Source organism: Candidatus Accumulibacter contiguus, assembly GCF_036625285.1.
In the GTDB taxonomy this organism is placed as follows: Bacteria; Pseudomonadota; Gammaproteobacteria; order Burkholderiales; family Rhodocyclaceae; genus Accumulibacter; species Accumulibacter contiguus.
The window spans coordinates 1,059,352-1,083,263 of sequence record NZ_JAZKUC010000001.1; the positions used below are offsets into that span (position 1 = coordinate 1,059,352).

The window sequence follows — 23,912 nt, forward strand, 5'->3', positions numbered from 1 at the left end:
GTCAGGCTGTTCGGGTTTGTGGATATGCGCGATCTGCGGCCAGCCACCCGCCCCGCTTCCTCACACCCGAACGATACGCACGCTGTCGGTGCTGCCGGCACGCGGTCCGGCCGAGCCGAATACCAGTGCCACGAGATCGCCGTCGCGCACGATGCCAGCAGCGCGCGCAGCGGCAATCGAGAGTCGCAGTTGCTCGCCACGGTCGGCATTTTCGGCGATCAGCAGCGGCTGCACACCCCACACCAGCGAGAGGCCACCAAGTACTGGCGTGCTGTGTGAAATGCCGGCAATCGGGACCGTCGGCCGGAATGCCGCAACGCGATGGGCGGTATCCCCGCTGCGCGTTGGGCAGAGGATCGCGGCCACGCTGAGGTCTTCCGCTGCTTGCACCGCAGCGTGCGCCACCGCCCAAGCGACGCGGTCGGAGTCGGCACCGACACTGGCGGCGGGATCGACGCGCTGGCGCGGCCAGCCCTCGGCCGACTCGGCCACTTCACTCATCATGCGCACGGCTTCGTTCGGAAACAGGCCGACGGCGGTTTCTTCCGAGAGCATCAAGGCGTCGGTGCCATCGAGCACCGCGTTGGCCACGTCGTTCACTTCGGCACGCGTCGGTAACGGTGAGCGGGTCATCGACTCGAGCATCTGGGTGGCGGTGATCACCGGTTTGCCCGCCAGGTTGCAGAGACGGATGATTTCCTTCTGGAGCAAGGGCACTCGCCGCGCCGGCATCTGGATGCCGAGGTCGCCACGCGCGACCATCACCGCGTCGGCAGCGTTGATGATGCCAGCGAGGTTGTCAACCGCCATCGCCGTTTCGATCTTGGGCACCAGCGCCGGCCGCAGGCCACGCTTGGGGAACATGCTGCGCACCCGTTCGACGTCTTCGGCCCGGCGCACGAACGAGAGTCCGACAAAGTCGACCTTGGCGGCAATCGCCATCTCGAGTGAGCGTGCATCGCGCTCTGTAAACGGCTCGACGTGGCCCTCGGCACGCGGCAGGTGCATGCCCTTGCGTGAGCGCAGCATGCCACCGCGAACGACTTCGGTGCGCACGTCGTTGCCGATCGATTTGAGCACGCGCAGGACGATCTCACCGTCGGCGAGGTAGATGTCATCACCGTGACGCGCCCAATGCGCCAGGTCGGGCAGGGTCGTGGCGACATGCCGGGCATCCCCCTTGCCGTCGTCGCTGCCACTGAGCATGAATTCCTGACCGGCCACGAGTTCTACCGCATCGCCGAGCACCACACCGCTACGAATTTTCGGGCCAGGCAGGTCGACCAGCACCCCGACGCTGCGCCCGAGGATCTGCGCCAGCTCACGCACCTGACGAGCGTTCTTGCTGTGCGTTTGCATGTCGGCATGCGCAGCGTTGAGTCGCACCACGTCGACGCCGGCTTCCAGCAGTTGCCGCATGGCCTCCGGCGAGGCGGTGGCCGGGCCGACAGTAGCCACAATCTTGGTTCGACGCATCAGGGACTCCTCAATCCTTTGCAAAAAACGCGATTCTTCCGCATGCCAAGGCATGAGATCTTGATCCAGCGCAAGTATTGCCGCGATGCCCGGAGAAGCACCCAGGCCGATCTACAACGGGATTCAGGGGAGAGAGGCTGTTTCGCCTTTTGGACCTTGAGGACCCGGAGATCCCGCTGCTCCCTTGGGGCCAGCCGGTCCCTGGGCGCCTTTGGCACCTGGCGCTCCCTGCGGTCCTGGATCGCCCTTGGGGCCCGCTGGACCCGGATCGCCCTTGGGTCCGGCTGGCCCCGGCTTGCCCTGCGGCCCCGCTTCTCCTCGTGGCCCCGCTTCTCCTCGCGGCCCCGCTTCTCCTCGCGGCCCCGCTTCTCCTCGCGGCCCGACAGGCCCTTCCTTCAGGCTGAGTTGTGCGAACTGCTCCTCCAATGCAGCGACGCGATCCTGCAACAACTGCAATGGATCAACGGCTGGCGTCAGCGACTTCTTTGTGTCCGCCTTGGCAGACTTTTTCTTTTTTGACAATGTGGGTCTCCTCTCGTAATCCGTGTGCGCGGAGTCACGCGACAAATTTACACTCCGGGCGTAGTAATACGCGCAAAGAATAAGCCAGTCAATGGACCTATGAGTTTGCACAGTGTCGTGAGCCGCTGCCGCAAATTCACATTAACGCAATTTTTGCTCCACCCATGCGGTCAGTTCTGCGCTCAAGGTTCCGGCAGCCTTGGCCATGTGCAGGGCATCACGCGCCTCGCTGGAACGTCCATCGGCCTCCCATGCCAGACCCAGACCCAGCCACCAGCGCCCATCGCCGGGCGCCACCCGGGTTGCTGCCTGATAATGTTCGGCCGCTTCCTTGTTCCGCCCGAGTCGTTGCAGGAGGTGCGCCGTGAATCCTTGATAATCCGCGTTGTTTCCCGCCGCTGGCAAGGAATGATCCAGCGTTTTCCACGCACCGGAGAGATCCCCGCGATCGAGTTGCAGGCGGGCCAGAGTCATCGCCCAGCCGATCTGCTCCGGCTGCCCCAGCAACCCTTCCTGCAATACCTGCACCGCTTCATCCAGCCGTCTGGCTTCCAGCAAGAGCCTGACCAGTACCTGCCGAGAGGCTACATGAGAACCGTCCTGCCGCAAGGCGTTACGCAAGCCTTCCAGAGCTTCGGCAACCGCTCCCTGGTTGAGTGAGGCAATGGCCTTGCGGTACTCGGTCTCGGGACGATCCGCTGACGAACCAAGGGCATCGCTCCTCTCGATGAGCGGCATCCTGGCCGATCGGTTCTCCCCCTGCGGCGGTGGTGCAGTCAGGGGCTGCTCGATTGCGGCAAGCTTGCTGCGGTCACCGGCGAATCGGTTCTCCACTACCGAAGAAGCAGTGGCAGGCTTCACTTCACTTTGCGGCTGCGGTAGTGATCCCACGGAGTCAGCGGACATCCGTGGGCCACCATCCATCGCCGCCAATCCTGCGGGAAGCGCTGCTTCGGCTGGCAGGCTTTTCAGAGGCTCGGCCGCGAGTTGCGCAAGGGGTGGCGGAGAAGCGGCCGTCAACACGGCCGGAGCGAGTGCAAGTGGTGGCACACCGGACAGGGCAGAGTGCGCGGTCTCCTGCCGTATCTCCCAGTAAAGGAAGGCAGAGCCGCCGGCCAGAAATGTCAGCACCAGCATCCCCAGGACCATCGGCAGACGTGAAGCCTGCGGCTTCGGCAGAGGACGCACTGCATTCGGCAAGGGGTTACCAACACCCTGGGCCGCCCTGCGCGCATCAAGATCCTGCAGCATCTGGTTGAGCAGACTCATTGACATCCCATCGACATGATTATCCCCAAAACCACCCGACGCGGCGAGTGCCCTCGGTATCCCTGCGTGCCAGCCTGATGTGACGCACCTTGACCAGTTGCCGACCTTCGCCAAAAACCGACAGCAATGACTTGTGCGCCAGGATGTTGATCAAGCGTGGCGTTCCGCCACTGGCCCGATACAGTGCCCGCACTGCTGCCGAGGTGAACAGGCCATCGCCCCGGTAACCGGCGACTCGCAAGCGGTGCGCAACATAGTCCCCGATCTCGCTGTTCTTCAGACCACCCAAACGGTAGTGAAAAGCAATGCGCTGGAGCAGTTGTCGCACTTCCGGACGGCGCAGCTTTTCATCGAGTTCCGGTTGACCGAAGAGAGCGATCTGCAACAGCTTGCATTTTTCGGTCTCCAGGTTGGACAGCAGGCGCAGGGCTTCCAGCGTTTCGACCGGCATCGCCTGTGCTTCGTCGATGCAGACGACAACGCGTTTTTTCGTTTGCGCATGCGCAAGCAGCAGATGGTTGATCCGCCGCATCAGATGATACGGATCCAGGCCAGTGGCGTCATCGATGCCCAACTCCTCGGCCAGCGCCAGGAACAGGGTATCTGGCGCCAGATTGGGATTGGGCAGATAGGCACTCACCCAGCCATCGTCCAGCGTCTGCAACAGCCGACGACAGAGCAAGGTCTTGCCGGTACCGACTTCGCCAGTGATCTTGACGAAACCCTCCCCGGCATTCAGCGCCAGCAGCAGGGTATTGAGCCCTTCCTGATGATACTGGACGGAATAGGCAAAGCTGGTGTCCGGAGTGATCCCGAAGGGCAGCTCGGTGAAGCCGAAATGATTCAGATACAAAGCCGGCTCCGCAGCGACGACACCATTACCGACCCACTTGCGGCCGGGCAAGGCGCGGATCAAGTTGCTGGATTCGACCCTGAGTTTCGATCAGATCATCTTTCCAGCTCGAGTCGTTGCGGATGATGGTTGGCTTGATGAGGATGACCAGTTCGCGCTTCCTGAGATGGCTGTCACGCGTTCCAAACAACAATCCCCAGGTCGAAGAGGCCGTCGTACCGGGAAAGCCGTTGGCATCCGAGGCCTGCTCCTGCTTCATCAGACCACCGATGGCAACGATATTGCCGTCCTGCACCCGCACCACACTATCGGTTTCATTGACTGCGCTGTTGGCCAGCGGCAGCGTAAATACGCCCAAGGTGCCGAGGTCGATCACTTTCTGCTTCTCCTTCACCAGGCTGATCGACGGGTGGACATGCAGGACGATATTGTTTTCGTCATCAATCTGCGGCGTCACATCCAGGGCAATGCCCGAGAAGAAAGGCTGCAGGGTAATATTCGGCGTGGTGACATTACTGTTTCCGGTCGAGGTGACCGTAGAACTCACGTTGGTGACAAAGAACTCGTCGATGCCGACCTTGAGCACCGCTTTCTGGTTGTTGATGCTGGCAATTCGCGGGCTCGACAACACCTGAACATTGCCCTGGGTTTCCAGGAAATTCAGTAGTGCCGCGAAGTTGGCGCTCTGAAAGGCCAGTCCGAAAAAGCCATTTCCCAGCCTGGTCGCGGCAGCAATCCCGCCGGCCCCGGGCACCACACCCACCCCATTGCCGAGTATCGCACCCGCTCCGCTCTGCGCCACATTCGACGCATCGAATCCGGCTCTGTTGGTCGTGTTCAGAACCGTTCCCGGCTGAACCGCACCATAGGCAAAACGGTTGCTGCTGCCACCAAAGTGGTTCCAGTTGACACCGGCCTGGAACTCTTCATTCAACTCCACCTCGATGATCTTGGCTTCCAGCATCACCTGCCGCTCAACGATCAGCTGGGTAATACGCAAGAAGTTCTCGACCGATCGCAGATCCGCGGGAAAGGCCTTGACCAGAACCACTCCGGAACCCGGACTGACAATCACCGCACGTCCGTCCTGAGAACCGACGATGCTGGTCAGCGCATGGGTCAGATCATGCCAGAAATCGCTGGTCTGTGTCGTCGAGATGTGGCTGCTCGGGGGCGTCGAGCCCGATCCCGTCCCGGTTGTGCCTGCAGGCATGGCGGGGACAGGACTGGCGCTGGCCGGATAGGCGGTACCCGTATTCGGCGGCTGATTGGCGACCGCCGAGTTCGAAATCACCCGCAAGTCGGACTGCCCCTGACGTTTCCCGGCCAGATAGTTGATCCGGAAGATACGCGTCTGGATGGTGTTGGGCTGAATATAGATGCGTGTTCCCTGGAACTTGAACTCGTAACCATACAGCTCCCGCAGCGTCTCCAGCGCTTCACGCACCGTAACGTTTTTCAGACGTACGGTCACGTTGCCGGTCACTTCTGGCGACACCAGCATGCTGTAAGGCGTGTTGCTCACCAGCGCCATGAATACCTGACTGGCTGGCGCATTGCTGAGGGCCAGATCAAAACGCGGCTCAACGCTTTTCGCCGAATCGGGAAGTTCCAGCTGCAAAGGCGGCAGCATGGCCTGACTCAGCGCATCGTCCACACCCTTCGAGCGAGCGCCGACAGCGTTCTGCATTTCCTGGCCGATTCGGTCGAAGGTGCTGGTTACAGGCGCTTTCTGATGGCTGGCGCAACCGGCAAGAAGCAGGGCGATTGGCATGGCCAGCAGAATCAATCCGGACTTCACGGTCTGTTCCCACTCTGCGCCTTGGCAGCAGGCGTGGTGACTCTGGTCTTTTCGATGCCCGGTGTCAGGAACAAGCGTTCGATCCCTGCAGGCCCCTCGAGAACGGCTTCCCACTCGGTCAGCTTGATCAGGCGACGCTCGCCGTACTTCTGGCCCAGCCTGATCTGCTGCCCCCCGATCAAGGCGATCGGTTTGCCCTGCTCCGGAATCATCACCGACTGCAGTACCTGGCTGTTCATTACCTCTGCATCCGGCGTGTCTGCAGACAGGGCCGGCGGAGGACGTGTTGGATCCGACAGCGCCTGCGCCCGCACAGGAAGCACCACCAGCAGCGAGGTCAGCAGGACAATGAGGCGATTCATACGATGAGCCATGCCCGATCCAGACTCAATGTGAATACGGTCAGCGTCAGCACCAACCGGGGGTGCCGGTCGGCAGAAAGAGTAAGCTTGCTCCACAGCAGTTTCCGCTTGGTCTGCTCCAGCCGCTCAAGATACGCCGCCAATTCCAGATAACTGCCCTCCAGTCTGATTTCAACGCCATGCTTGAAGAGACCCGCATGGATCGGCTTGCCTGCCGACTTTGCCGCTTCGCTTTCCTCGGCGCCGACCTTCTTGTCCAGCAATGGGGCAACCGGCAGTGTTTTCAGGCTGAGCAGATGCAAGCCGGTCCTGCGCCCGATCATGTCTTCCAGCAATCCGGACATGTGCTGCGCCGGCACCAGCGAACTTTCCATGGTTTCGAGGCGACCGGCAATTTTTCCCAATTGTCTTTTGAGATCGTCGACTTCGGCACGGACGATCTCGTCCGGGTTCTGTGCAGGCGATTGCAATGCCGCCATCTGCGCCTGCAGGCTGGACAATTGCGCACGCTGTTCGGTGATATTGCGATCAGCCAGTTGCGAACGCTGCAGCGCTGGCTCGATGAGCAGGCTGTAAGCAATCAGAACCATTCCACCAAGCACGGCTACTGCAATCAGCCAACGCTCGCGCAATTGCAGCGCATCATAGCGGGCAGCCAGTTTCAACCATTGTTCCTTCATGGATTCACCGTTTCGTACCTGCTTCAACATTCCCAGCATTCCCAACGTTTTCCGAGCGAAGAATGAACTCGACATAACGCGGCAATTTTGGAACGGATCGGGATGGTACTTCCGCAGCCGGGTTTTTTTCAGCCACACCGATCACACCCGCTTGCTCCGGCACCTGCTCCTCGGGATCAACGCCCCGCATTTCCAGCGCGGCAAAGCGGCGCCCCTGAAATACTGGCTCGCTACGCAAACGCTGTACATAAGCCGGCAACTTCTCGGGATCAAGCAGGCGTCCCTGAATCTCGATTTCCCCGCTTCCCGTCACCCGAAATCCCGTGAGCCATAAATCGGTCTGCGATTGCCGTGCGAATCCGGTCATGAAACCGGAAAATCCCTCGGTATTGCCCAGCATGCCTGAATCCAGCACCTCGATGACCTCCTCGGAAGCCGCCAGCATGGTTTTCGTTCTTTCCCGTTCGGCAATCAGTCCCGGCGAGACCTGTCGCTGCGCAAACAGTCTGGTCAGCGCCGTCAGTTTCTCCTGTTCCTCGGCCAGATGCTTTTGTAACGCCGAGGCTGTTTCTGACTTGCGGCTGGCCTCCGCGCGTACCCATAGCGAAAGCGTCGTCATCAGCATCAGCAAGACCAGAGTGCAAATCCCGAGATTGCGCGCTGTGGCCAGTTCGTGACGGGGTCGCAAGCGCGCTTCGTAGAGGTTGATTTGCTGACTCACGTCGATCCCTCTGCGGTGCGCAACGCTGCACCAATTGCCAGAAAATTCTTTGCCTGGTACTGGAGGTTCTTCAGTTCCGGCACTGCCGGGAAATCCAGCACCGACGAGAGATCCATCTCCTTGACCGGTGCATAGATGTTATCTCCCAGTTCGGTGACAAGATTCTCGACCTGCGGATAACTCGCCAGAATCACCTTGGAAATGGGAATCTGACTGTACTGCCGATCAAAATTGTCGAGGCTGCGCTGTAATTCAAGTACCAGGCGCTCCTGCACGCGCGCCCGTTGATCTGCATCACTCCCGTTCAACTGCACTGAATTCATTTCGCCACGCCGCACGGCAAGCAATTCCCCATGAAAAGTCAGCGTCAGCATCATGCCGGTTTCGTCGATGCGGAGAAACGCCAGCCCCCGGTTCTCGTCTTCCAGCAAGGCCGCCACATTACGTTGCGCCAACTCGGGAATATCCAGCGCATCCAGCGCTATCCTGGCTTCCTCAAACACCGCGACACGTGCACGCACTGCCTGCTCGGCGGCGGAGACCGCCAGAACGCTCGCCGCCCGCCCTTGCGGCAAGCCCGCTCTCGGAATATCGAGCACCTCGATGCAGGCGGTATCGACCGGATAACTCACCATTTCCTTGAGCACCCAGCGCAAGGCCTCCTTGCGTTCCTCTGCGGGTACGGGCGGTGCGTCGAGCTGCGAGACGGTGTATTCGCCTTCACCCATCAAGGTCGTACAAACATAGGATTTCAGTTGCCGCGCCACACGCAGATGCTGCAAAGCTTCGCGTACGCCGCCATGGTCAAGAGCGAAACTGTCGAGCAGCCTGACTTCCGGACGGCCATTCGGGTCGCGCAGCACATGCGCAAGCGTCACCCAGCCGCCTTGCGGAATGATGGCCAGCCAGCCTGGCTTGCGTCGTGTGAAGAGAAACGGAAGAATCCTCTTGCCCTGCATATGAGTTCGTTGAAATATACCGACTAAGCCGCTCAATGACAATGAATTTTCGATGAAGCAAACTCCCGATCAATCCCCATTGAATGAAAAGTCACTCGATGAAGGCCTGAATCTGTCTTTCGGTATACGCGGCATTGCCCACAGCACCACCCGCCGAGGCGGTGGATGTCACCCAGAATATCGTCCGGTTGCTTACGCCTTCCGTGTAAGTATTCGAGGTACAAGTCACCAATACCGTGAAGCCGTCGGTAAACGCCGGTTGACCTGACGGGCACGCGTTGCTGCTGATGATCGCTCCTGCCGCCCATTGCACTCCACCTTTGGCCGCCCAGTACGCGCGTGAACCCTGAACATCCTGTGCGGAAGTGAACTGCTGAGTGTTCGAAAAAGTAAGCATGAAAGCACCCAGCGCCGCCAGTACCACGAGCAGAAAAATCGCCGAGACGATGGCGAAACCGCCCTGCGCGAACCGTGCTGAACGGGTTCGCTGTCTGTTCATGGCGTATTGTCCACATGCGCCTGGTGATACAGATGGATGGTTTCACCTGATGCCACATCAGTGATCCCCAAAGACATCGAGACAATACCGAAGCGGCTCAGTCCGGTACTGACGCCCGGCGGATCATAGCTGAGACTGCAGGTGCCAAGATTGGTCGCCAATACTGCAGCAGTAGCCCCAGCCACCATCGCCGCACAGTTCGCCGCTGGTGTCCATGCCGCACTCAGAACACGCGTATGCCGGGTCAGTGATCCCCCATCACATCGGAAAGAGACTACGTGCGAACCGGCAGGGATCACCTGGAATCGGCCTCCCGGCGATTCGCTCGGCAATTGCTTGCGGCCGAAGGGCGCTGCCGCTCCAACAGTGACAAAGCTGATCGCGGTGGTGTTCGGGGTTCCGCCAGGCTCGGCCACCCCCGCCACCTGAATGGCGTTGATGCCGGTATACGCATTGCCGCTGGAACTGCCATCGTTGAACACCACCACGACATCGCCCGCAGCAATCCGGCTGTCGGCGGGCAAGGTGCTGTTCAGCCAGAGCATCTCGAATCGGTCGTCCACCGTAGTGAAATCAAGCGGATCGCCATTCCCGGTCGTACCGTCGACCACGGCGCGATAACGCGCGCCGATCTTGGTCGGAATGAATTCAATGCACAATCCGGACCCGTCTGTTGAGGTTCGCACGCTATTCGGCAAGGCCAGCCGGAGATCACGGGCCATTCGTCGTACCGCCGTATCAGCAATATCGGTCAGACCGGCACGGCGCTCGGCATCCAGGTAGCCATCGACCGGAGTCCGGATGAACACCGCCACCATACCGGCAATAATGCCCGTGATGACGATCACCACAATCGCCTCGATCAGCGTGAAGCCACGGTTTCTGGTGAGCAGGCAATACATGCTCAGAAACCTGCGGCGCGATAGCCGAAAAGCGTGATTTCCTGCCCACCGCCCGTCACCGTAACCGCGACCCTTTGCATGGCAATACCGCTGACGTTCACGGCGGTCACGGCCACGGTTGCCGAAAGACTCGCGAGAGCAGGGATCGACGTCGAACCGAGCGTATGCACACCACTGATGACGGCTGTTGCAGGCACACCGTCAAAGCAGCTGTAATCTGCCACACCGACATACAGGGCGCGGTTCGAGCAGGTGTTCATATCCGTTTCCGGCAGAGTCGCCGTCGCATTCCTGGATAGCACTTCTTCGAGAATCGCTTCGGCCATGGCCACGGCTTGCTTGCGCAGCATGGGATCGGCACTCGCTCGAGTAGTCGAATTCATCACCGTGAGAATGCCGAAGATCCCGACGTTGATGATGATGATGAACAGGATCAGCTCGATCAGCGTCAAACCACGTTGACTGGAGGGGTGTGAATGAAAGTGTTGGGAGGGTCCGATGTGCTCCCCTCCCCCCTGGCGGGGGAGGGGTTGGGGGAGAGGGGGCGTCCCTGCCCTCGCAGAGGCCAGCAGAGCAGACTGACGGCTCTGGCCATGTGCTTTCGCAAGGATTCGACGAATTCGTGTGCAACCATGGCCCCCTCTCCCCCAACCCCTCCCCCGCGAGGGGGGAGGGGTGATCACCCATGCCAACGCCTCTCCATAGAACAAAGGAACGCCCACGAAATAACTTCCCGGTTTTATGCTGTTGAATTTGGCAGGATGGTGTAATTCCATGGGGGCAGTAGTGCATCGGCGACGATGCGCAGGGATGCCTTGAGATCAAGCGCCGCTTTCCGTCCGGTTTCGTAGACGCGATCGATAATATCGACGGTGACCTGAAGTCCAGTTCGAGTCTGGGTACGCTCGATCAGTTGTTTGACCAGAGGCACGCTTTCAAATACGACGCCTTCGCAAGCGCGCGTGACATGGGGGAAGACGCGGTGCTCAATCGGATTGTGCTTGGAGCAATACGGCGGGAAGTGGGCGATCCGAATTTCCAGCTTGAGCCGATTGGCAAGCGCTTGCAAGTCCTGCTGAAACAACGGCGAGCGTGAGGGGTTGCTGCCACCGCCATCGCACAGAATCAATATCTTATCGGCATTGGGATGATCGTGACGTCCGTGCAAAGACCACCAACGTTCCACGCTGTCACACGCGAACTGCGTGGTGTCATGACTCGTGCCCAGATTGACATGGGCTTTGTTCAAACCGATGTCGTACAAGCCATGCGGTACGACTTTGCCTTCGCTATAGCTGGGAAAGTCATGATCCAGCACGGCCAGGGTCTCTCGGGTGTAAAGCGTGCCGTTCCGGTAAAAATTGCCGAGCATCTCTTTCTTCTTGGTGTCCATGGAGAGTACGGGCTGACCAGCCGCCAGGTACGCGGCCTTGAGCGCTGTGATGTTTTCAAACTGCGGGTTGCGCTCAGGGTGCTGCTTGAACGACGTCTTCTTCTGCGCCTGACGGCGAACAAAGCCATGCTGCTTCAGCAACTGGCGAACAATCCGGCAACTGACCGGGGTTCCCGTCGCGCTAATGCGCCGGGCAATCTCCGGCTGGCGCAGATGGGTCCAACGAATGGCGTGCTGCGGACAGCCCGCCGTATGCTCTCGAACGACGTCCAGAAACGTCGTCGATAATTCGGGCGTCAGGTCGAGCTTACGCTTCCGCCCACCGCCTTTTTTCGGAGCTTATCCCCCGTCGCCTCTTCCGCTATGTCCAGGTCGGCCAGTCCTTGTCGGATCGTCTTGCGATCGATCTCAAACAACTGCGCGATGTACTGCTGGCCCCCATGCCCTAACTTGTCAGACTCCACCGCCGCGTACCGGCGACGATCCTTTTCCGATAGTCGCCGATAGAATTCCTTCATTCGCCGCTCTACGTCTTCCCGGTAATAGCCCACGCTGCATTCCCTTTGCTGTTTTCAGAACAACCAAGCAAGCAAGTGGCATGCCCGAGCGCACAGTCAAAACGGGAAGTTATTTCGTAGGCGTTCCAAAGTACTTCGACCAACACTTTCATTCGCACCCTGACCGGAGCGCTGCCAGGCGGCTTTAGTCAACATGACCGGTCATATGATCGATGGTCAGTGTGCCGGCCGTGCCGGCCACGGTGATGGTCACATTGCTCGCCTGATCAGTATCGCCCAGGCTGCGAAACTGCAAGGCCGCAACCGACGAAGACAGGCCTACGCCAGCACGCGGCGTATTGGGCAAGGCCAGTGGGGTATCGCAAACATTCGAGTCGGCCGCGGCAGCGATCGTCAAGCCCACACCGGTCGCTCCGAGTGCCACACAAACCGTGCGCCGCTGCGCCACGGCCGTCTTCTGCGCGTAACGCAGCAGGGATTTCGTTTCATCGTAAAATCCTCGCGATTCAAAGACGTTCCGGTCAAGAAAACGCGGCAATGCGGCAACGGCCAGAATTCCGACGAGGATCAGCACGGTAATCAGCTCGATCAGGGTAAAGCCACGCATTCTCATCTTCTCATGGCCATCAAACGGGATCAAAAGCCTTCTCGCAGATAGATCTGCCGGTTGGTGCTGGTGTTGTAAATGCCAAAGGTCGCTCGCGCCACGGCATCGCGATCGAAGGCCGCGCCGCACCATTTGCCGCGCAGGTAGGTCGCTGACCTTGCCGTTCCGGCCGGATACGTTGGCGCCCAGGCCGGACACATGGCCAGCGCAGGATCGAGACGCAACACCACGTCTACGCTGCCCGCAGCATTCGGTGCCGCGAGTCGAACCGTTCCGGCGCCGCCGCTGAAGGTGCCCAGCGTGATCGAGCCCGCCGGCAGAGTGGTGCCGTTGACCGAGCCCTGATAGTTGCCGATGCCGACGTTGGCCGTGCTCAGCGCCGTACAGCCATCGAGCGCATTCCGGAGGAAAGCTGAGCCGTTCCAGTACTGCGTTTCGTAGGGCAAGGAAAGATCATTACGCTCCGAACCGTAGGCATTGCCCAGCCACAGGCGGCCGTAACGCAACGGTGTACTCGCCGTTTGAACCGCGCTGGCGGTAACCATGGTGACCCCGTCGCTATCGCGGGGTTGGGCAAACAGCGTGATGCTGGTTTCACCGGTCAGTGCGCTGGGGCGGCTGATCTGGTGTTTGGCACTGACCGAGGCGACGCCCTGGTTCCAGGTGCCGCTCGGAGCCGTAGCACTGCCTGAGAGCGTTGAGCCGGCGGGCAAGGCGGGACTCGTGGTGAAGGCAAAATTACTCCAGGTGGAGAGTCCCAGTTTGGCGAACGAGCCAGTGTAATTCTGTGTGGTGGTATTGGCAGAATTCTGCGCGGTCAGGGTGAAGGGGGTCGTGAAGCCATCCTGCCCGAAATAGGTGAAGGTGCCGCAGCCAGCGCTTGGCGGGCTGGCGGTAATCGCAAAATGGTCAGGATAAAAACGCCCGACCTTGCCACTGGCGATGCCGGTCGTATCGCCAGCACCGAGATAATTGCCATCGCCAATGCTGGGCGTCAGGGTGATGATTCCTGCTTCGCCCCAGTTCAGGGTGGTGTTGCTGGCCGAGCCATTGTTAAAGCTGCCAAAAGCAGCAGGGTTGCCGAGCGCCGGGTTGTTGGTCAGATCGACCAGACCACTGGCCAGTGCGCGGCTGAGCATGACCGATTCAGGCGTGCTTTCCTTGCCGAAATTCCTGCTGATGCACGCTGCTGGAATATCGATCAGCCGCGTATAGGTGGACAGGCCCGCGGCGCATGCGGCATTGACCGCGCTCACCGTGACCGAGAAATTTTCTCCCGCTCTGACAAACGCGCCTCCTGAAGCGTCGGCAGCGCCCGGATTGGCCGTGTTTGGAGCGGCAGTCTGCCTGATATCGGTCAGCACAAAGGCATAGGGCTTGACCACAAACCCCGATCCGCCCGTACCTTTCACCGTCCCGGATAGAGTTGCACCAGCCGCCGTCGCCGTGGCCGAAATACCGATCTTCCCGACATCGAGGAAATTGAAGGAACCCAGGCTGGCATTGCCGTTGGCATCGAAGGACAAATTGATCGACGTGCCACCACTACCGATGGCCGAGCCTCCGACCGACAACAGGTTACCGCTGCTGCATGCCGCCGGATTGATGCACTGGTACGTGAATGTCACCGGATGCGGTGAGGTAAACGCCGCTTCGCAGCTCTTGGTCGAGGTATTCGTCTTGACCGCCCGTAACCAGTACGGAGCGGAGTTCACCCCTGCAATCTGATCGGGTACGGTCGCTTCCAGCGCATCACTAGCCGTCGAGAAGATGAACCCGGCCGTATTGAAGATCGTCGCACAACTGTTGGCGGCCACGCAGTTGATGCCATCAGGACAACATTTGCGGGGATTTGTGGCAGGCGTCTGCTCGCCGGAGAGGGTGACCGTCACCCCGGTTCCGTTCACTGCAGCCGGGTAGCTCAAGGTTGCACCACCAATGCCGGTCGAATCAAAAACCACCGGACTGAGAAGCGTGCCGGCCGAAGTCGCCAGATTCGCCGTTTTGCCATTCACGGCTCCCTGGCGATTGCTGCAGGGGCTGCTGGCGTCGGCACAGGCCGTTACGATCACCGATGTCGGCAAACAGGCAATGCTGGAGGTCGGCAGCGACAATTCATAGTGATCCACCGTCGCCGCGCAGGCATGGACCAGATCGGCAAGCGCTTCGATTTCCAAGGGTGTGAGTGCGCGGTTGTAGAGGCGAATCTCGTCCATGTAACCGTTGGCCGTATTGGCCGTGTAGCCGGCTGGGATGCCATTGATTTTCGTCATGTGCTGCGCGCCGAAATACAGGCTTGCCATGTTGCCGAGAACACCGTTGCTTGCCGTCACCGAACTGGCCACCGGGCTGGTATCCCCATCGAGGTAAATGTACAGCCTGTTGGCCGGAAGATCCCAGGTTACCGCGATGTGATGCCAGACATTGGCTGCAAAATTGTAGGCCACCGAACTCGCCCTGGAATCGGTATCGGAGGTATCTTCGAGGGCAAAGCGCAAGCTGCCGGAACCATCCTTGATCAGAAAGAAGTGCTTGTCCAGGACAGGATTTCCCAGATCGTTCGAGGCATCGAAAAGTATGCGCGAGTTCCTGTCGTTCCAGGCCGTATTGCTGCGATACCAGAAGGCAATGGTACCGGCGTTACCGATATTGTTCACGTCGATGGCTGTATTAATGCCAATCGCGGTGGTACCCGACGGGATGCTGGCCGCGCCACAGGTCCCGGGACTACCGGGAATGGCCGCGCCGCTGCCGGGCGGGTTGCCGGTGGTCGTCGCCGTCCCGAGTGGCGAGGCATTGCGGCCATTACCGCTGGCATCGGTAAAGCTGTTTGCCCCAGCCGTTTCGTCCAACTGGTAATAGGCGTAAGGATTCGGGAGTAAGACGTAAGTATCGGTCGCCGTATTGTTGGCAAGATTGAAGTCGCCACCCGTACCCGATACGGTTGCCGTATTGGCCAGCACCCCGTTGGCACTGGCTGCCACATTAACATGGATCACCAGAGGCGTCGCTGCAGCCCCGGCAGCCAGCGCACCTGTATTCGTGCAGGTCAGCACTTGCGCAGCCACTGAACAGGACCATCCGGCACCCGATAGCGAAGCGTAGGTCAGGCCCGTCGGCAAGGTATCGACGATGCTCAGCGGCCCTGGCTCCGACAGGGAGCCGACGTTGGTCACGGTGATGGTGTAGCTGGCGGTTCCGCTCGGCACCAGCGGGCCGCTGCGGCTCATGGCCAGGGTGAGGTCGCGCAGAGAGGGTTTCAAGGCCATCAGGTGGCCGACCCCGGTATCGGCATTGCCCGCAGCAACGGCCTGCGTGGCCCCCGTGGCGCCGGTGGCTGCCCACGGCACCGTCGCCATCTGGAGTGTCGTACCGATCACGTTCGCCGCCGCCGGCGCCCGGACATCGAGGCGCTCGGTAATGCCGGCAATGCCCGTGGGATTGGCAAAGCTGCTCCCCGAAAGGTAGCTGATCGACGAAACGATCATGGTATTGGCGACTGTCGTCGTAATCGAGGTCGTGCCATGCGTCAGACCGCTGGCAGTCAAGCGCTGACTCCAGACGTCGATCGGGCTGGATGAGGTATCCACACCCGAGAAGGCAAGGATGCCGCCGACCGCGCTGCCGCCCTGATTGAGATAGTTATTGACGAAAGTCCAGGTGTAGCTGTTGGGCTCCGAAGTACCAGCAATCCGGTAGTAGGTCAGCAGGGTCATGCCCTGCGGCAAGGTCGAAAGACCGCCACTGGGCTGATTCGTCGAGGTCATCAGGTTCCAGCCGGGCGGCGGTGTCCACACGACCCCCTGCGACACGCCGGGAGGATTTTGCTGCTGCGGCCGCGCCGCAATGGAAGCGATCAGCGCCATCCCGGGAGTGACGCCGGCCGGTTTGGGAATGACCAGTGCCCCTGCCGTGCCATCGGTCGGGATGGCCGGATTCAGTCCGCTGCTTGCGCCGACATAGACAATCGCGGCTTCGGTGGAGCGGGCACAGAACCACATCAGCAGCGCGAGCAACGCGCAGATTGCCGAACACAGATCGCTCCGCTGCGTATCCTGTCTGGAATCCTGCCTAGTTACCCGCACCCGCGACCACATACGTCGCAGTCCAGCCTGAGGCACAGGGAGATCCTTTGCCCATATTCAGCGTGCAGGTAACCGGAGTCCCGTTGGTCGTGCTCGCTGCGGTATCCGCAGTGAGGTAGTACGCTGAAGTGCTGCAAGCGGTGCCCAGGGTCATCGGAGGGTGCATCAGCCCGCCCACGTCCGAGCATTTGGTCATCTTGACGCACTTGCCGGCAGTCGCGACGTTGCCAATGACCGAGCAGCCAGCGTAATTGATCGAATCTGCAGAGGCCAGCCCACCGCTGACTCCCTTGACCGCGGCCGTCTGCGCATCGTCGGTCAAATCGACGAACTTCGGCAAGGCCGTCGCCGCCAGGATGCCGAGAATGACGATCACCACCACCAGTTCAATCAATGTAAAGCCACGCTGCATTTGTTTCATGGTTTTTCTCCTTGGTAAATTATCAACAGCCTGCCGTATTCAGAACAATGACCGGAGCCAGAGCCGCCGTTGCTGCCGTATAACTGATGCGGCAGGTCGCCGGGGTCGTTGCACCGTTGATCGTGATCGTCAGAGGCGGCCCAAGGGCAACCGTGACGCCATCATTGACCGTATCGATCTGGGTGGCGGCGATGATGCCCGCCAAGGTCGCCGCCGGATAACGATTGACCATCGTGATGGCGGTGCCATCCATGTTCGCGGTTCCTGCCGTTGCCGTACAGGTGGCGCCGACCGCCACTCCCCCGGCCAGATCCAGCTCGCAACGGGATCTGGCCAGCGCCGCCGCTGAACGGACACTGCCGAACAAGGCTTGTGCCTTGGCAATGCGCGCATCCTGCTGGGCATTGATGAAGCGCGGCAGCGCCACCGCCGCCAGAATGCCGATGATGGTGATCACGATGATGAGTTCGATCAGGGTAAAACCTTGTGCTGTACGCCGCATAGTCTACGCTCCCAGAAGAGCCACAGAGACAGAAAGATACGCCTCATGGCTGATGACGGCACAAATCGCCGATTTCTTTACCATTATTTCAACTTCCACCCAAAACCCATCGGCAGTCTGCAGCCGCTGCCAATCGCAGGCCAGCGCCGCTCGCCATTCTTTCCGACACCCGTGTCACGCGCCAGCTCAAGACATCGCAGCGACCCCCGTCGTCAACCGCAGGAACACGCAGATGCCCGGTATGGCGTGGCCGATACATCAGCTGGCGACGGTCACGGTCAAAACACCACGCCCCAGCAGGCAAATCCCGGCTTTCGGCGGCCGAACACTCGCCGCGATACCCTGCCGGATCGGAACCCAGCCAGCGCACGGGGTTGATCCCCACCCATGCGGCCATTTCACCTTCCCGCTGCTGCATCAGCGCCTCACCCACGGCCAGTTGCATTCCGGTCCGCATGTTGCGGATGGTCAGCTCGACCGCCTGCCTTTCCGCCCGTTCATTGGCATCGTGCAAGGCCGACAACAGGCCGATGGCCAACAAGCCGATCACCACCAACAGCACGGCCCACTCGAACCGGTGCGAAGTGGCATAGTAGCCGGGACGCCGGATCTCTTGCGAAATCATCGTTTGATGGCCACCTTGCCCAAGTCCCACATCGGCAGGAAGATGCCCAACGCCAGGATCAGCACCATGATGCCGAGCATGACGATCAGAATCGGTTCGATCTGCTGGCTCAGCGTTTTGAGTTCGTATTCGACTTCCTGCCGGTACATGTCACCAATCTCGTCCATCATGTCATCGACAGCCCCCGACTCTTCCCCCACAGCCACCATCTGCAGCACGACGGGGGTAAAAATGCCGGAGCTGATGGACGCGCGCAACAGGCTTTCGCCACGTTCTATATTCTCGCGCATGCCCTCGATGCAACGCGAGATGTAATGGTTATCGACCGTTTGCGCCGAATTCGATAAGGCCTGCATGACCGGAACACCGCTGCGCATCCCCAGCGAAAAACTGCGGGCGAAGCGGGAAAGCGCTGCCTTGTGCAGGATTTTCCCGGCAATCGGAAATTTCAGGGACATTCGGTCCCAGTCGTAACGCCCACGGCTTGTTCCCCGCCAGAAGTTAAAGGCTATTCCGCAAGCGATGACGCCAAGCAGCAAGGATGGCCAGTAAGCCACCATGAAGTCGGAAAAGCCGAGCAATACCCGGGTCAGCATCGGCAGTTCGGCCCCAAAACCGGCGAAGACCTTGGCAAAGGCAGGAATCACGAAAAGATTGACGATGACCAATGCCATCACCATAACCAGCACCACAAAGCTTGGGTAGCGCAGCGCCGATTTCACCTGCTCGCGCATGTAGCGCTCGAACTCGAGGTGCTCGAACAGGCGGAAGAATATTTCGTCGAGCAGACCGGTCGCTTCACCGACACGAACCATCGACAGGTAGAACGACGAAAAAACGCGCGGATGCCGGGCCAGGGTCTGTGACAACTCCCGCCCGCCTTCCAGGCTCTCGCGAACCTCGCCAATGACACGCTTCATCTCGGGATTGATCGCTGCCTCCTGCAGACCGCTCAAGGAACGCATGATCGGCACCCCCGATTTGAGCAGCCGGTGCATCTGTCGGCTGAAGAGCAACAGGTCGATATGCGAGATTTTTTGCCTGAACAGCGTGACGTTCCGGTGGGAAGCCGGTGAGGTCGCCCGGGTTTCCTTGATCTCGACCGGCGTCAACCCCTGTCCGCGCAGAAAATCAACGATAGCACCACTATTCGCCCCTTCAAGCGATCCCTCGACGAGATCTCCGCCAGCGTTACGTCCTTTGTAAGCGAAGTTCGGCATCCTCAATCTTCAAACTGATTGCTGATGCGCATGGCTTCTTCGATGGTCGTGCGACCTTTCACCACCAGCCGCAGAGCATCGCGGCGCAGCGTTTCGCCGGCCATCTGCCGGCGTGCCGCCTGAACAAAACTGCCCGCATCGTCGATGTTAATTCTACATTAACAGATTCTAATGGCATTTTTGGGTGCTGGCGGCTGCCTTCGGTAGGCGCTGTCGCGGGCGCTTTGTCGCCGTGCATGACGCTCGGCGATGATTCGCACGAGGTCTTCGCGACCGTGAATCTTCACCGGGAGCTGCGCCACGAGCATGTCGACGACATCGGCACAGGACAGTAAGTATCTGTCCAGAAATAAGTTGTACAAGTTCAAACCGATGGCCGGATGGTGTAGTTCCATTCACCATGAAACTCGGAGCGTTCTATGTGAACTTTATCGAGTTCATCATCAGTCACGTGTATGCCTTTCGCGTAGGTGTTGGTATCCATCTCCGCCTCAATTTTTAGGCCTGCTTGTGTGGTGGTGGCAGCAATCAAATTGACGATGACCTCATGGCTGACCAGAGGCTTTCCTCGCCAATTCATACTGATGTAGCTGAACATCCGATGTTCGATCTTATTCCATTTGCTAGTTCCCGGTGGAAAATGGCAGATCGAGATGCATAGGCCGGTTTGGTCGGCCAGACGCTGTAAAGCGACCTTCCATAACCGTACTCTCGCCCCATTGCTGCCACCACCATCCGCAGTCACCAACAGTTCGGTAGCCCCGGGATAACGAATTCGTCCCATCTTTTCCCACCACCGTCGTAACGTTTCCACCGCAAACTCGGCGGTGTCATGATCGACCCCAACGCTAACCCAACCGGTGTTTGCCGTTGGATCATAGACGCCATAGGGATTCACTTTGCCTAGGGTCTTGTCGATAAAGTCATGAACGCGAACCGGTTCGGGGTTTCCTTTGGGGCGCCACTCTCGGCCTCCATTTTTGAAGTCCCCGACGAGTTCCTTTTTCTTGGTATCGACTGAAACCACAGGCTGTCCCCGTCGTTGGAAATCCTCGACTCGACCGTGAATGTAACGGAATTGAGCATCCCGGTCCGGATGGACGGTGCCTTCCTTGGTCTTTTGATTTCCCTGAAGGCTATAGCCCAACTTATCCAGCAAAACCGCTACGGTCTGACGACCAATCCGGTGGCCTTGTTGTTCAAGGGCCGCCGCCAGTTGACGGGTACTCAGACAGGTCCACCGTAAAGGATTCTCAGGGTCTCCCCGGGTGGTCGGTTCCACCAATCTTTCCAGCGCCGAGAGCAATGTCGGCTCGTGCTCGATCAGCTTCTTGCGTCCACCCCCTGCTTTTCGGACGTGTCTACGAGAACCCGCCGGGTCGTCCTGGGCATGACCGCATTTTTCCGAATACAGCGTCATTCGCGATAGCCCCGTGGCTTTAGCGACGATGCTTTGTCCGCCGTAACCGAGCGCCTCGGCTTCCGCCAACGCCCACACACGACGCCCCCGCTCATCCAAAACCGTGGACACGCGCTCGAACTTCTTACGGATCGTTTCAACTAGCTCGTCATTACTCATGACGAGATCGTCGCCTACTCGTATAAGTTGTACAAGTTATTTCTGGACAGATACTAACTCGGCGTAGGGTGAGTGTTGCCGCCGCTCCTTGACGAGAAAGAGTAGTGCAACGCAGACGAGCGCCATGTGGTTGTACCAAGCCCGCCACTTGCGTACCTGGTAGTCGGCCATCCCACAGCAACCTTTCGCATTCTCGAAGGCGCGCTCGATGAAGTGGCGCTGTGCCTGCATGCGTGCCAGCTCGCGAAGTGGCGTGTCGGGCGCCGCGTTGGAGAGCATGAACTTCACCTCCTTGCCATCGCGGCGTGCCAGGAGATGCCATTGGCGGGCCTGTGCGCTGTTCGGATGACTGATCCACACGCGGGTATGGGCAAACATCGCGCGCACTTCACCCTTCTCCCCGTCGCGCAGGATCACCGGGTGCCACTCCTTTCGTTTCAGGCGCGCGGCCCATTCGCGGGCTTCCCAGGCCGGTACCCACGCCTTTCCCGGATCGGTAAAGTAAAACTGCTGGTCGCTGTGCACCTCGGTGGCGAATACCTCACCTGCATCGTCCCAATCAAACAGCAGCCAAGTCGCGTGGCCATAGAGGCCGTCGGCACCGATGAAGCCAAAGCGCACCCCGGCGGCTCGTGCCCGCTTGACCATCTCGGCAGCCATCTGCGGCTTAGTCCGAAAGACCCGTGCCGATTCCGGAATCCCCGCTTCCTGGCAACGCTTGGCGTCTTCAACCCAACGCTCTGGAAGGAACAATTCGAAGTCGATGATCGCCGCCTGCGACCCTCGTGCCAAGGCGGCATACACTCCAACCTGCGAGTTCTCGACCTTACCCAGGCGACCGTTGTACTGCCTGGCCACGCCCGCTGAATGGTCGCCCTTCTTTTGGACCCCAGACTCATCGAGCAACAGTCCCGTCTCTGGCCCACCGATCCACTCGTCCGCTTGTCGCGCCGTCTCCCGACGCACATTCTCAAAGTCCCATGCAGCATCGCTCAACATGTGGTGGAGGCTGTAATACTCGGTCTCCGCCACCGTCTCGCTCATCTGTTCCAGGTTCGCACGAGGGCTTTGAAAAAGGCCCCGCAAGTACTGTTCAGCTTGCTCGGCCGTGCTTCGCGTTTTACTGCGGAAACACTCCCGGAACGACTGAAAATGGCTGGTCAGATTCTCGCAGCAGCTGGCCACCGCACGCCCGATCCCAAATAAATAAATTTGGCGATTTCATCGTCATACTCCTTATGTGGTAGAGCATTAGATATGTAGCTCAATAGCCTGTATTTCAACCATTTTAGAAATGTGGCAAAGTAGAATTAATGGCTTCGACAATTTCGTTGGTCATTTCGAGCATCTCGTAAACCCCGGTACGCCCCTGGTAGCCTGTTCCGGCGCAATGCACGCAGCCCTTCCCCTGCAGGAAGCGGTGCTGGTCGACCGTGTCAGCCAACTCGTAGCGCAGCCATTCGTGTTCCTGTGGCGATGGAGGATGTGATTCGGCGCAGTTTCCGCAGGTCACCCGTACCAGTCGCTGCGCCAGCACCAGCTGCAACGACAACGCGACCATGTAACGAGGAACGCCCATGTCGAGCAATCGAATGGGTGTCGATATGACGTCGTTGGTGTGCAGGGTCGACAGCACCATGTGGCCCGTAATGGCCGCTCGCATGCCGATTTCAGCCGTGGTCTGATCGCGCATTTCGCCTACCAGAACGATGTCCGGATCTTGCCGCAGTGCAGAACGCAACACGCGCTCGAAGGTCAGATCGATCTTCTCGTGCACCTGCACCTGATTGATGCCGGGGAGCCGGTATTCCACCGGGTCTTCCACCGTGATGATCTTTTTCTCGGTGGTATTGAGTTCGGACAGCGCAGCATAGAGCGTCGTCGTCTTGCCGCTTCCGGTCGGACCGGTGACCAGCACCATGCCACTTGGACGACGTATCGCATGGCGCAGACGCTCGAGCGTGCGTGGCGGCATGTTCAGCCGATCCAGCCCGAGCAGACCGGTGTTCTGGTTCAGCAGGCGCATCACGACCGATTCGCCATACTGCGTCGGCATGGTCGAAATCCGCACGTCGATCTGGTTACTGCGCACCTTGATGGCAAAACGACCGTCCTGCGGCAAGCGCTTTTCCGAGATGTCGAGTCCGGACATCAATTTGAGACGCAGAGAGAGGGCCGGGGCGATCTTGGTATCGGCCTCCATCTGCACCTGCAAGACGCCGTCGATGCGGAAACGAACGCGCAGCGACCGCTCCTGCGGCTCGATATGGATATCCGAAGCGCGCGAACGAATGGCTTCTTCAAACACGGTTTGCAGCAATTTGACGACGGGTGCTTCCTCGGCACCCGTCGCCGTTCCGAGCAAGCCGCCAAATTCGACCGGCACATCTTCCAGGTCGGCGGTCAGTTCCCTGGCCAGGCCGCTGATTTCTTCGGTGCGCCTATAGACGCGATCGACCAGCGCCAGCAAATGACCCTCGGCAACTACCACCAGGTCGATTTCGCGACGCAGCAGACGCAAGATTTCGTCATACGCCTGCAGGTCGGTGGGATCAACGAATCCAACCCGCAGTCGGCCACGCACCTCGTCGAGCACCACCGCGCGAAAACGCCTCGCCTGCGCCTCGGGCAGCAGATTGACCAGTTCAGGGCGTGGATTGAAGTGTCTGAGATCGACGTAGGGAACGCGCAATTGTTTTGCAAGCGCCTGCGAAATCGCCTCTTCGGTGACAAATGAACTGTCTACGACGATGCGGCCCAGCTTGCGTCCGCTGCGTTTTTGCTCATCGAGCGCGAACTTGAGCTGTTCATCGGTGAGCAGGCCTTGCTGAATGAGCAGATCGCCGAGGCGAATCTTTTCCGGGCGAGCCATGGCAAGTTCCAGTTGTCTTGAGGCAATCATGCTAATCGTCCGATTC

General features: G+C 59.6%; 21 protein-coding genes and 2 pseudogenes. All 23 read right to left on the bottom strand.

What is annotated here, in order from left to right:
* Window positions 1–60: 60 nt before the first annotated feature.
* Window positions 61–1,476 carry a pyruvate kinase gene (pyk, locus tag V5B59_RS05160; RefSeq protein ID WP_169069101.1) on the bottom strand — a complete coding sequence of 472 codons (1,416 nt, stop codon included), beginning with the start codon at window positions 1,474–1,476 and terminating at the stop codon, window positions 61–63.
* A 663-nt stretch (window positions 1,477–2,139) separates the two neighbouring features.
* Window positions 2,140–3,267: a tetratricopeptide repeat protein gene (locus V5B59_RS05165; RefSeq protein ID WP_169069103.1), complete on the bottom strand. Its 1,128-nt coding sequence runs from the start codon at window positions 3,265–3,267 to the stop codon at window positions 2,140–2,142.
* Window positions 3,268–3,286: 19 nt separating this feature from the next.
* The gene (locus tag V5B59_RS05170) at window positions 3,287–4,183 is read right to left on the bottom strand and encodes an ExeA family protein (protein ID WP_332351660.1); all 897 of its coding nucleotides are present in this window, start codon (window positions 4,181–4,183) and stop codon (window positions 3,287–3,289) included.
* Entirely contained in the window at window positions 4,146–5,921 is a 1,776-nt protein-coding gene (locus V5B59_RS05175) for a secretin N-terminal domain-containing protein (RefSeq protein ID WP_308240030.1), read from the bottom strand. The genes V5B59_RS05170 and V5B59_RS05175 overlap by 38 nt, the downstream gene beginning before the upstream one ends.
* Entirely contained in the window at window positions 5,918–6,283 is a 366-nt protein-coding gene (locus V5B59_RS05180) for an MSHA biogenesis protein MshK (RefSeq protein ID WP_169069104.1), read from the bottom strand. The genes V5B59_RS05175 and V5B59_RS05180 overlap by 4 nt, the downstream gene beginning before the upstream one ends.
* The gene (gene gspM, locus V5B59_RS05185) at window positions 6,280–7,038 is read right to left on the bottom strand and encodes a type II secretion system protein GspM (protein ID WP_308240031.1); all 759 of its coding nucleotides are present in this window, start codon (window positions 7,036–7,038) and stop codon (window positions 6,280–6,282) included. The genes V5B59_RS05180 and gspM overlap by 4 nt, the downstream gene beginning before the upstream one ends.
* Window positions 6,968–7,594, bottom strand: coding sequence for a PilN domain-containing protein (locus tag V5B59_RS05190; protein ID WP_248594629.1), 627 nt, complete (start codon window positions 7,592–7,594; stop codon window positions 6,968–6,970). The genes gspM and V5B59_RS05190 overlap by 71 nt, the downstream gene beginning before the upstream one ends.
* An 86-nt stretch (window positions 7,595–7,680) precedes the next feature.
* Window positions 7,681–8,643 (bottom strand): hypothetical protein, encoded by a 963-nt coding sequence (locus V5B59_RS05195; protein ID WP_034909605.1) that lies wholly within the window; start codon window positions 8,641–8,643, stop codon window positions 7,681–7,683.
* A gap of 91 nt (window positions 8,644–8,734) precedes the next feature.
* Window positions 8,735–9,142 (bottom strand): hypothetical protein, encoded by a 408-nt coding sequence (locus V5B59_RS05200; protein ID WP_169069106.1) that lies wholly within the window; start codon window positions 9,140–9,142, stop codon window positions 8,735–8,737.
* Window positions 9,139–10,044, bottom strand: a complete 906-nt coding sequence (locus tag V5B59_RS05205) for a prepilin-type N-terminal cleavage/methylation domain-containing protein (protein WP_332351661.1) — start codon at window positions 10,042–10,044, stop codon at window positions 9,139–9,141. The genes V5B59_RS05200 and V5B59_RS05205 overlap by 4 nt, the downstream gene beginning before the upstream one ends.
* Before the next feature lie 2 nt (window positions 10,045–10,046).
* Complete coding sequence (locus V5B59_RS05210; RefSeq protein WP_169069108.1) at window positions 10,047–10,496, bottom strand: pilus assembly protein MshD; 450 nt, start codon at window positions 10,494–10,496, stop codon at window positions 10,047–10,049.
* A gap of 287 nt (window positions 10,497–10,783) precedes the next feature.
* Window positions 10,784–11,737, bottom strand: coding sequence for an ISAzo13 family transposase (locus V5B59_RS05215; protein ID WP_332352159.1), 954 nt, complete (start codon window positions 11,735–11,737; stop codon window positions 10,784–10,786).
* Entirely contained in the window at window positions 11,734–11,955 is a 222-nt protein-coding gene (locus V5B59_RS05220) for a hypothetical protein (RefSeq protein WP_332351530.1), read from the bottom strand. Before V5B59_RS05220 ends, V5B59_RS05215 begins: the two co-directional genes overlap by 4 nt.
* Window positions 11,956–12,139: 184 nt before the next feature.
* A complete protein-coding gene (locus V5B59_RS05225; protein ID WP_288130420.1) occupies window positions 12,140–12,562 on the bottom strand; it encodes a GspH/FimT family pseudopilin in 423 nt (140 codons plus the stop codon).
* Between the two features lie 29 nt (window positions 12,563–12,591).
* Complete coding sequence (locus V5B59_RS05230) at window positions 12,592–16,659, bottom strand: DUF6701 domain-containing protein (RefSeq protein WP_332351662.1); 4,068 nt, start codon at window positions 16,657–16,659, stop codon at window positions 12,592–12,594.
* Complete coding sequence (locus V5B59_RS05235) at window positions 16,634–17,068, bottom strand: type II secretion system protein (RefSeq protein ID WP_332351663.1); 435 nt, start codon at window positions 17,066–17,068, stop codon at window positions 16,634–16,636. The genes V5B59_RS05230 and V5B59_RS05235 overlap by 26 nt, the downstream gene beginning before the upstream one ends.
* A gap of 22 nt (window positions 17,069–17,090) precedes the next feature.
* The gene (locus V5B59_RS05240; RefSeq protein ID WP_034909578.1) at window positions 17,091–17,570 is read right to left on the bottom strand and encodes a prepilin-type N-terminal cleavage/methylation domain-containing protein; all 480 of its coding nucleotides are present in this window, start codon (window positions 17,568–17,570) and stop codon (window positions 17,091–17,093) included.
* An 88-nt stretch (window positions 17,571–17,658) separates the two neighbouring features.
* Complete coding sequence (locus tag V5B59_RS05245; protein WP_034914470.1) at window positions 17,659–18,195, bottom strand: hypothetical protein; 537 nt, start codon at window positions 18,193–18,195, stop codon at window positions 17,659–17,661.
* The gene (locus V5B59_RS05250) at window positions 18,192–19,415 is read right to left on the bottom strand and encodes a type II secretion system F family protein (RefSeq protein ID WP_034914475.1); all 1,224 of its coding nucleotides are present in this window, start codon (window positions 19,413–19,415) and stop codon (window positions 18,192–18,194) included. The genes V5B59_RS05245 and V5B59_RS05250 overlap by 4 nt, the downstream gene beginning before the upstream one ends.
* A 158-nt stretch (window positions 19,416–19,573) precedes the next feature.
* Window positions 19,574–19,750, bottom strand: a pseudogene (locus tag V5B59_RS05255) (IS701 family transposase); the annotation flags it as partial.
* A gap of 29 nt (window positions 19,751–19,779) precedes the next feature.
* Window positions 19,780–20,994: an ISAzo13 family transposase gene (locus tag V5B59_RS05260; RefSeq protein ID WP_332351424.1), complete on the bottom strand. Its 1,215-nt coding sequence runs from the start codon at window positions 20,992–20,994 to the stop codon at window positions 19,780–19,782.
* A gap of 48 nt (window positions 20,995–21,042) precedes the next feature.
* A pseudogene (locus V5B59_RS05265) lies at window positions 21,043–22,179 on the bottom strand (IS701 family transposase); the annotation flags it as partial.
* Window positions 22,180–22,282: 103 nt separating this feature from the next.
* Entirely contained in the window at window positions 22,283–23,866 is a 1,584-nt protein-coding gene (locus V5B59_RS05270) for a GspE/PulE family protein (RefSeq protein WP_332352175.1), read from the bottom strand.
* Window positions 23,867–23,912: the final 46 nt, after the last annotated feature.

Bases quoted from the DNA above. Each gene is read 5' to 3' on its own strand.
- gspM (WP_308240031.1), bottom strand. From the start codon at position 7,038: ATGTCGAGTTCATTCTTCGCTCGGAAAACGTTGGGAATGCTGGGAATG.
- V5B59_RS05240 (WP_034909578.1), bottom strand. From the start codon at position 17,570: ATGCGGCGTACAGCACAAGGTTTTACCCTGATCGAACTCATCATCGTG.
- V5B59_RS05195 (WP_034909605.1), bottom strand. From the start codon at position 8,643: ATGCAGGGCAAGAGGATTCTTCCGTTTCTCTTCACACGACGCAAGCCA.
- V5B59_RS05260 (WP_332351424.1), bottom strand. From the start codon at position 20,994: ATGAGTAATGACGAGCTAGTTGAAACGATCCGTAAGAAGTTCGAGCGC.
- V5B59_RS05180 (WP_169069104.1), bottom strand. From the start codon at position 6,283: ATGAATCGCCTCATTGTCCTGCTGACCTCGCTGCTGGTGGTGCTTCCT.
- V5B59_RS05165 (WP_169069103.1), bottom strand. From the start codon at position 3,267: ATGAGTCTGCTCAACCAGATGCTGCAGGATCTTGATGCGCGCAGGGCG.
- pyk (WP_169069101.1), bottom strand. From the start codon at position 1,476: ATGCGTCGAACCAAGATTGTGGCTACTGTCGGCCCGGCCACCGCCTCG.
- V5B59_RS05220 (WP_332351530.1), bottom strand. From the start codon at position 11,955: ATGAAGGAATTCTATCGGCGACTATCGGAAAAGGATCGTCGCCGGTAC.
- V5B59_RS05250 (WP_034914475.1), bottom strand. From the start codon at position 19,415: ATGCCGAACTTCGCTTACAAAGGACGTAACGCTGGCGGAGATCTCGTC.
- V5B59_RS05270 (WP_332352175.1), bottom strand. From the start codon at position 23,866: ATGGCTCGCCCGGAAAAGATTCGCCTCGGCGATCTGCTCATTCAGCAA.
- V5B59_RS05245 (WP_034914470.1), bottom strand. From the start codon at position 18,195: ATGATTTCGCAAGAGATCCGGCGTCCCGGCTACTATGCCACTTCGCAC.
- V5B59_RS05200 (WP_169069106.1), bottom strand. From the start codon at position 9,142: ATGAACAGACAGCGAACCCGTTCAGCACGGTTCGCGCAGGGCGGTTTC.
- V5B59_RS05230 (WP_332351662.1), bottom strand. From the start codon at position 16,659: ATGTGGTCGCGGGTGCGGGTAACTAGGCAGGATTCCAGACAGGATACG.
- V5B59_RS05225 (WP_288130420.1), bottom strand. From the start codon at position 12,562: ATGCGTGGCTTTACCCTGATCGAGCTGATTACCGTGCTGATCCTCGTC.
- V5B59_RS05205 (WP_332351661.1), bottom strand. From the start codon at position 10,044: ATGTATTGCCTGCTCACCAGAAACCGTGGCTTCACGCTGATCGAGGCG.
- V5B59_RS05235 (WP_332351663.1), bottom strand. From the start codon at position 17,068: ATGAAACAAATGCAGCGTGGCTTTACATTGATTGAACTGGTGGTGGTG.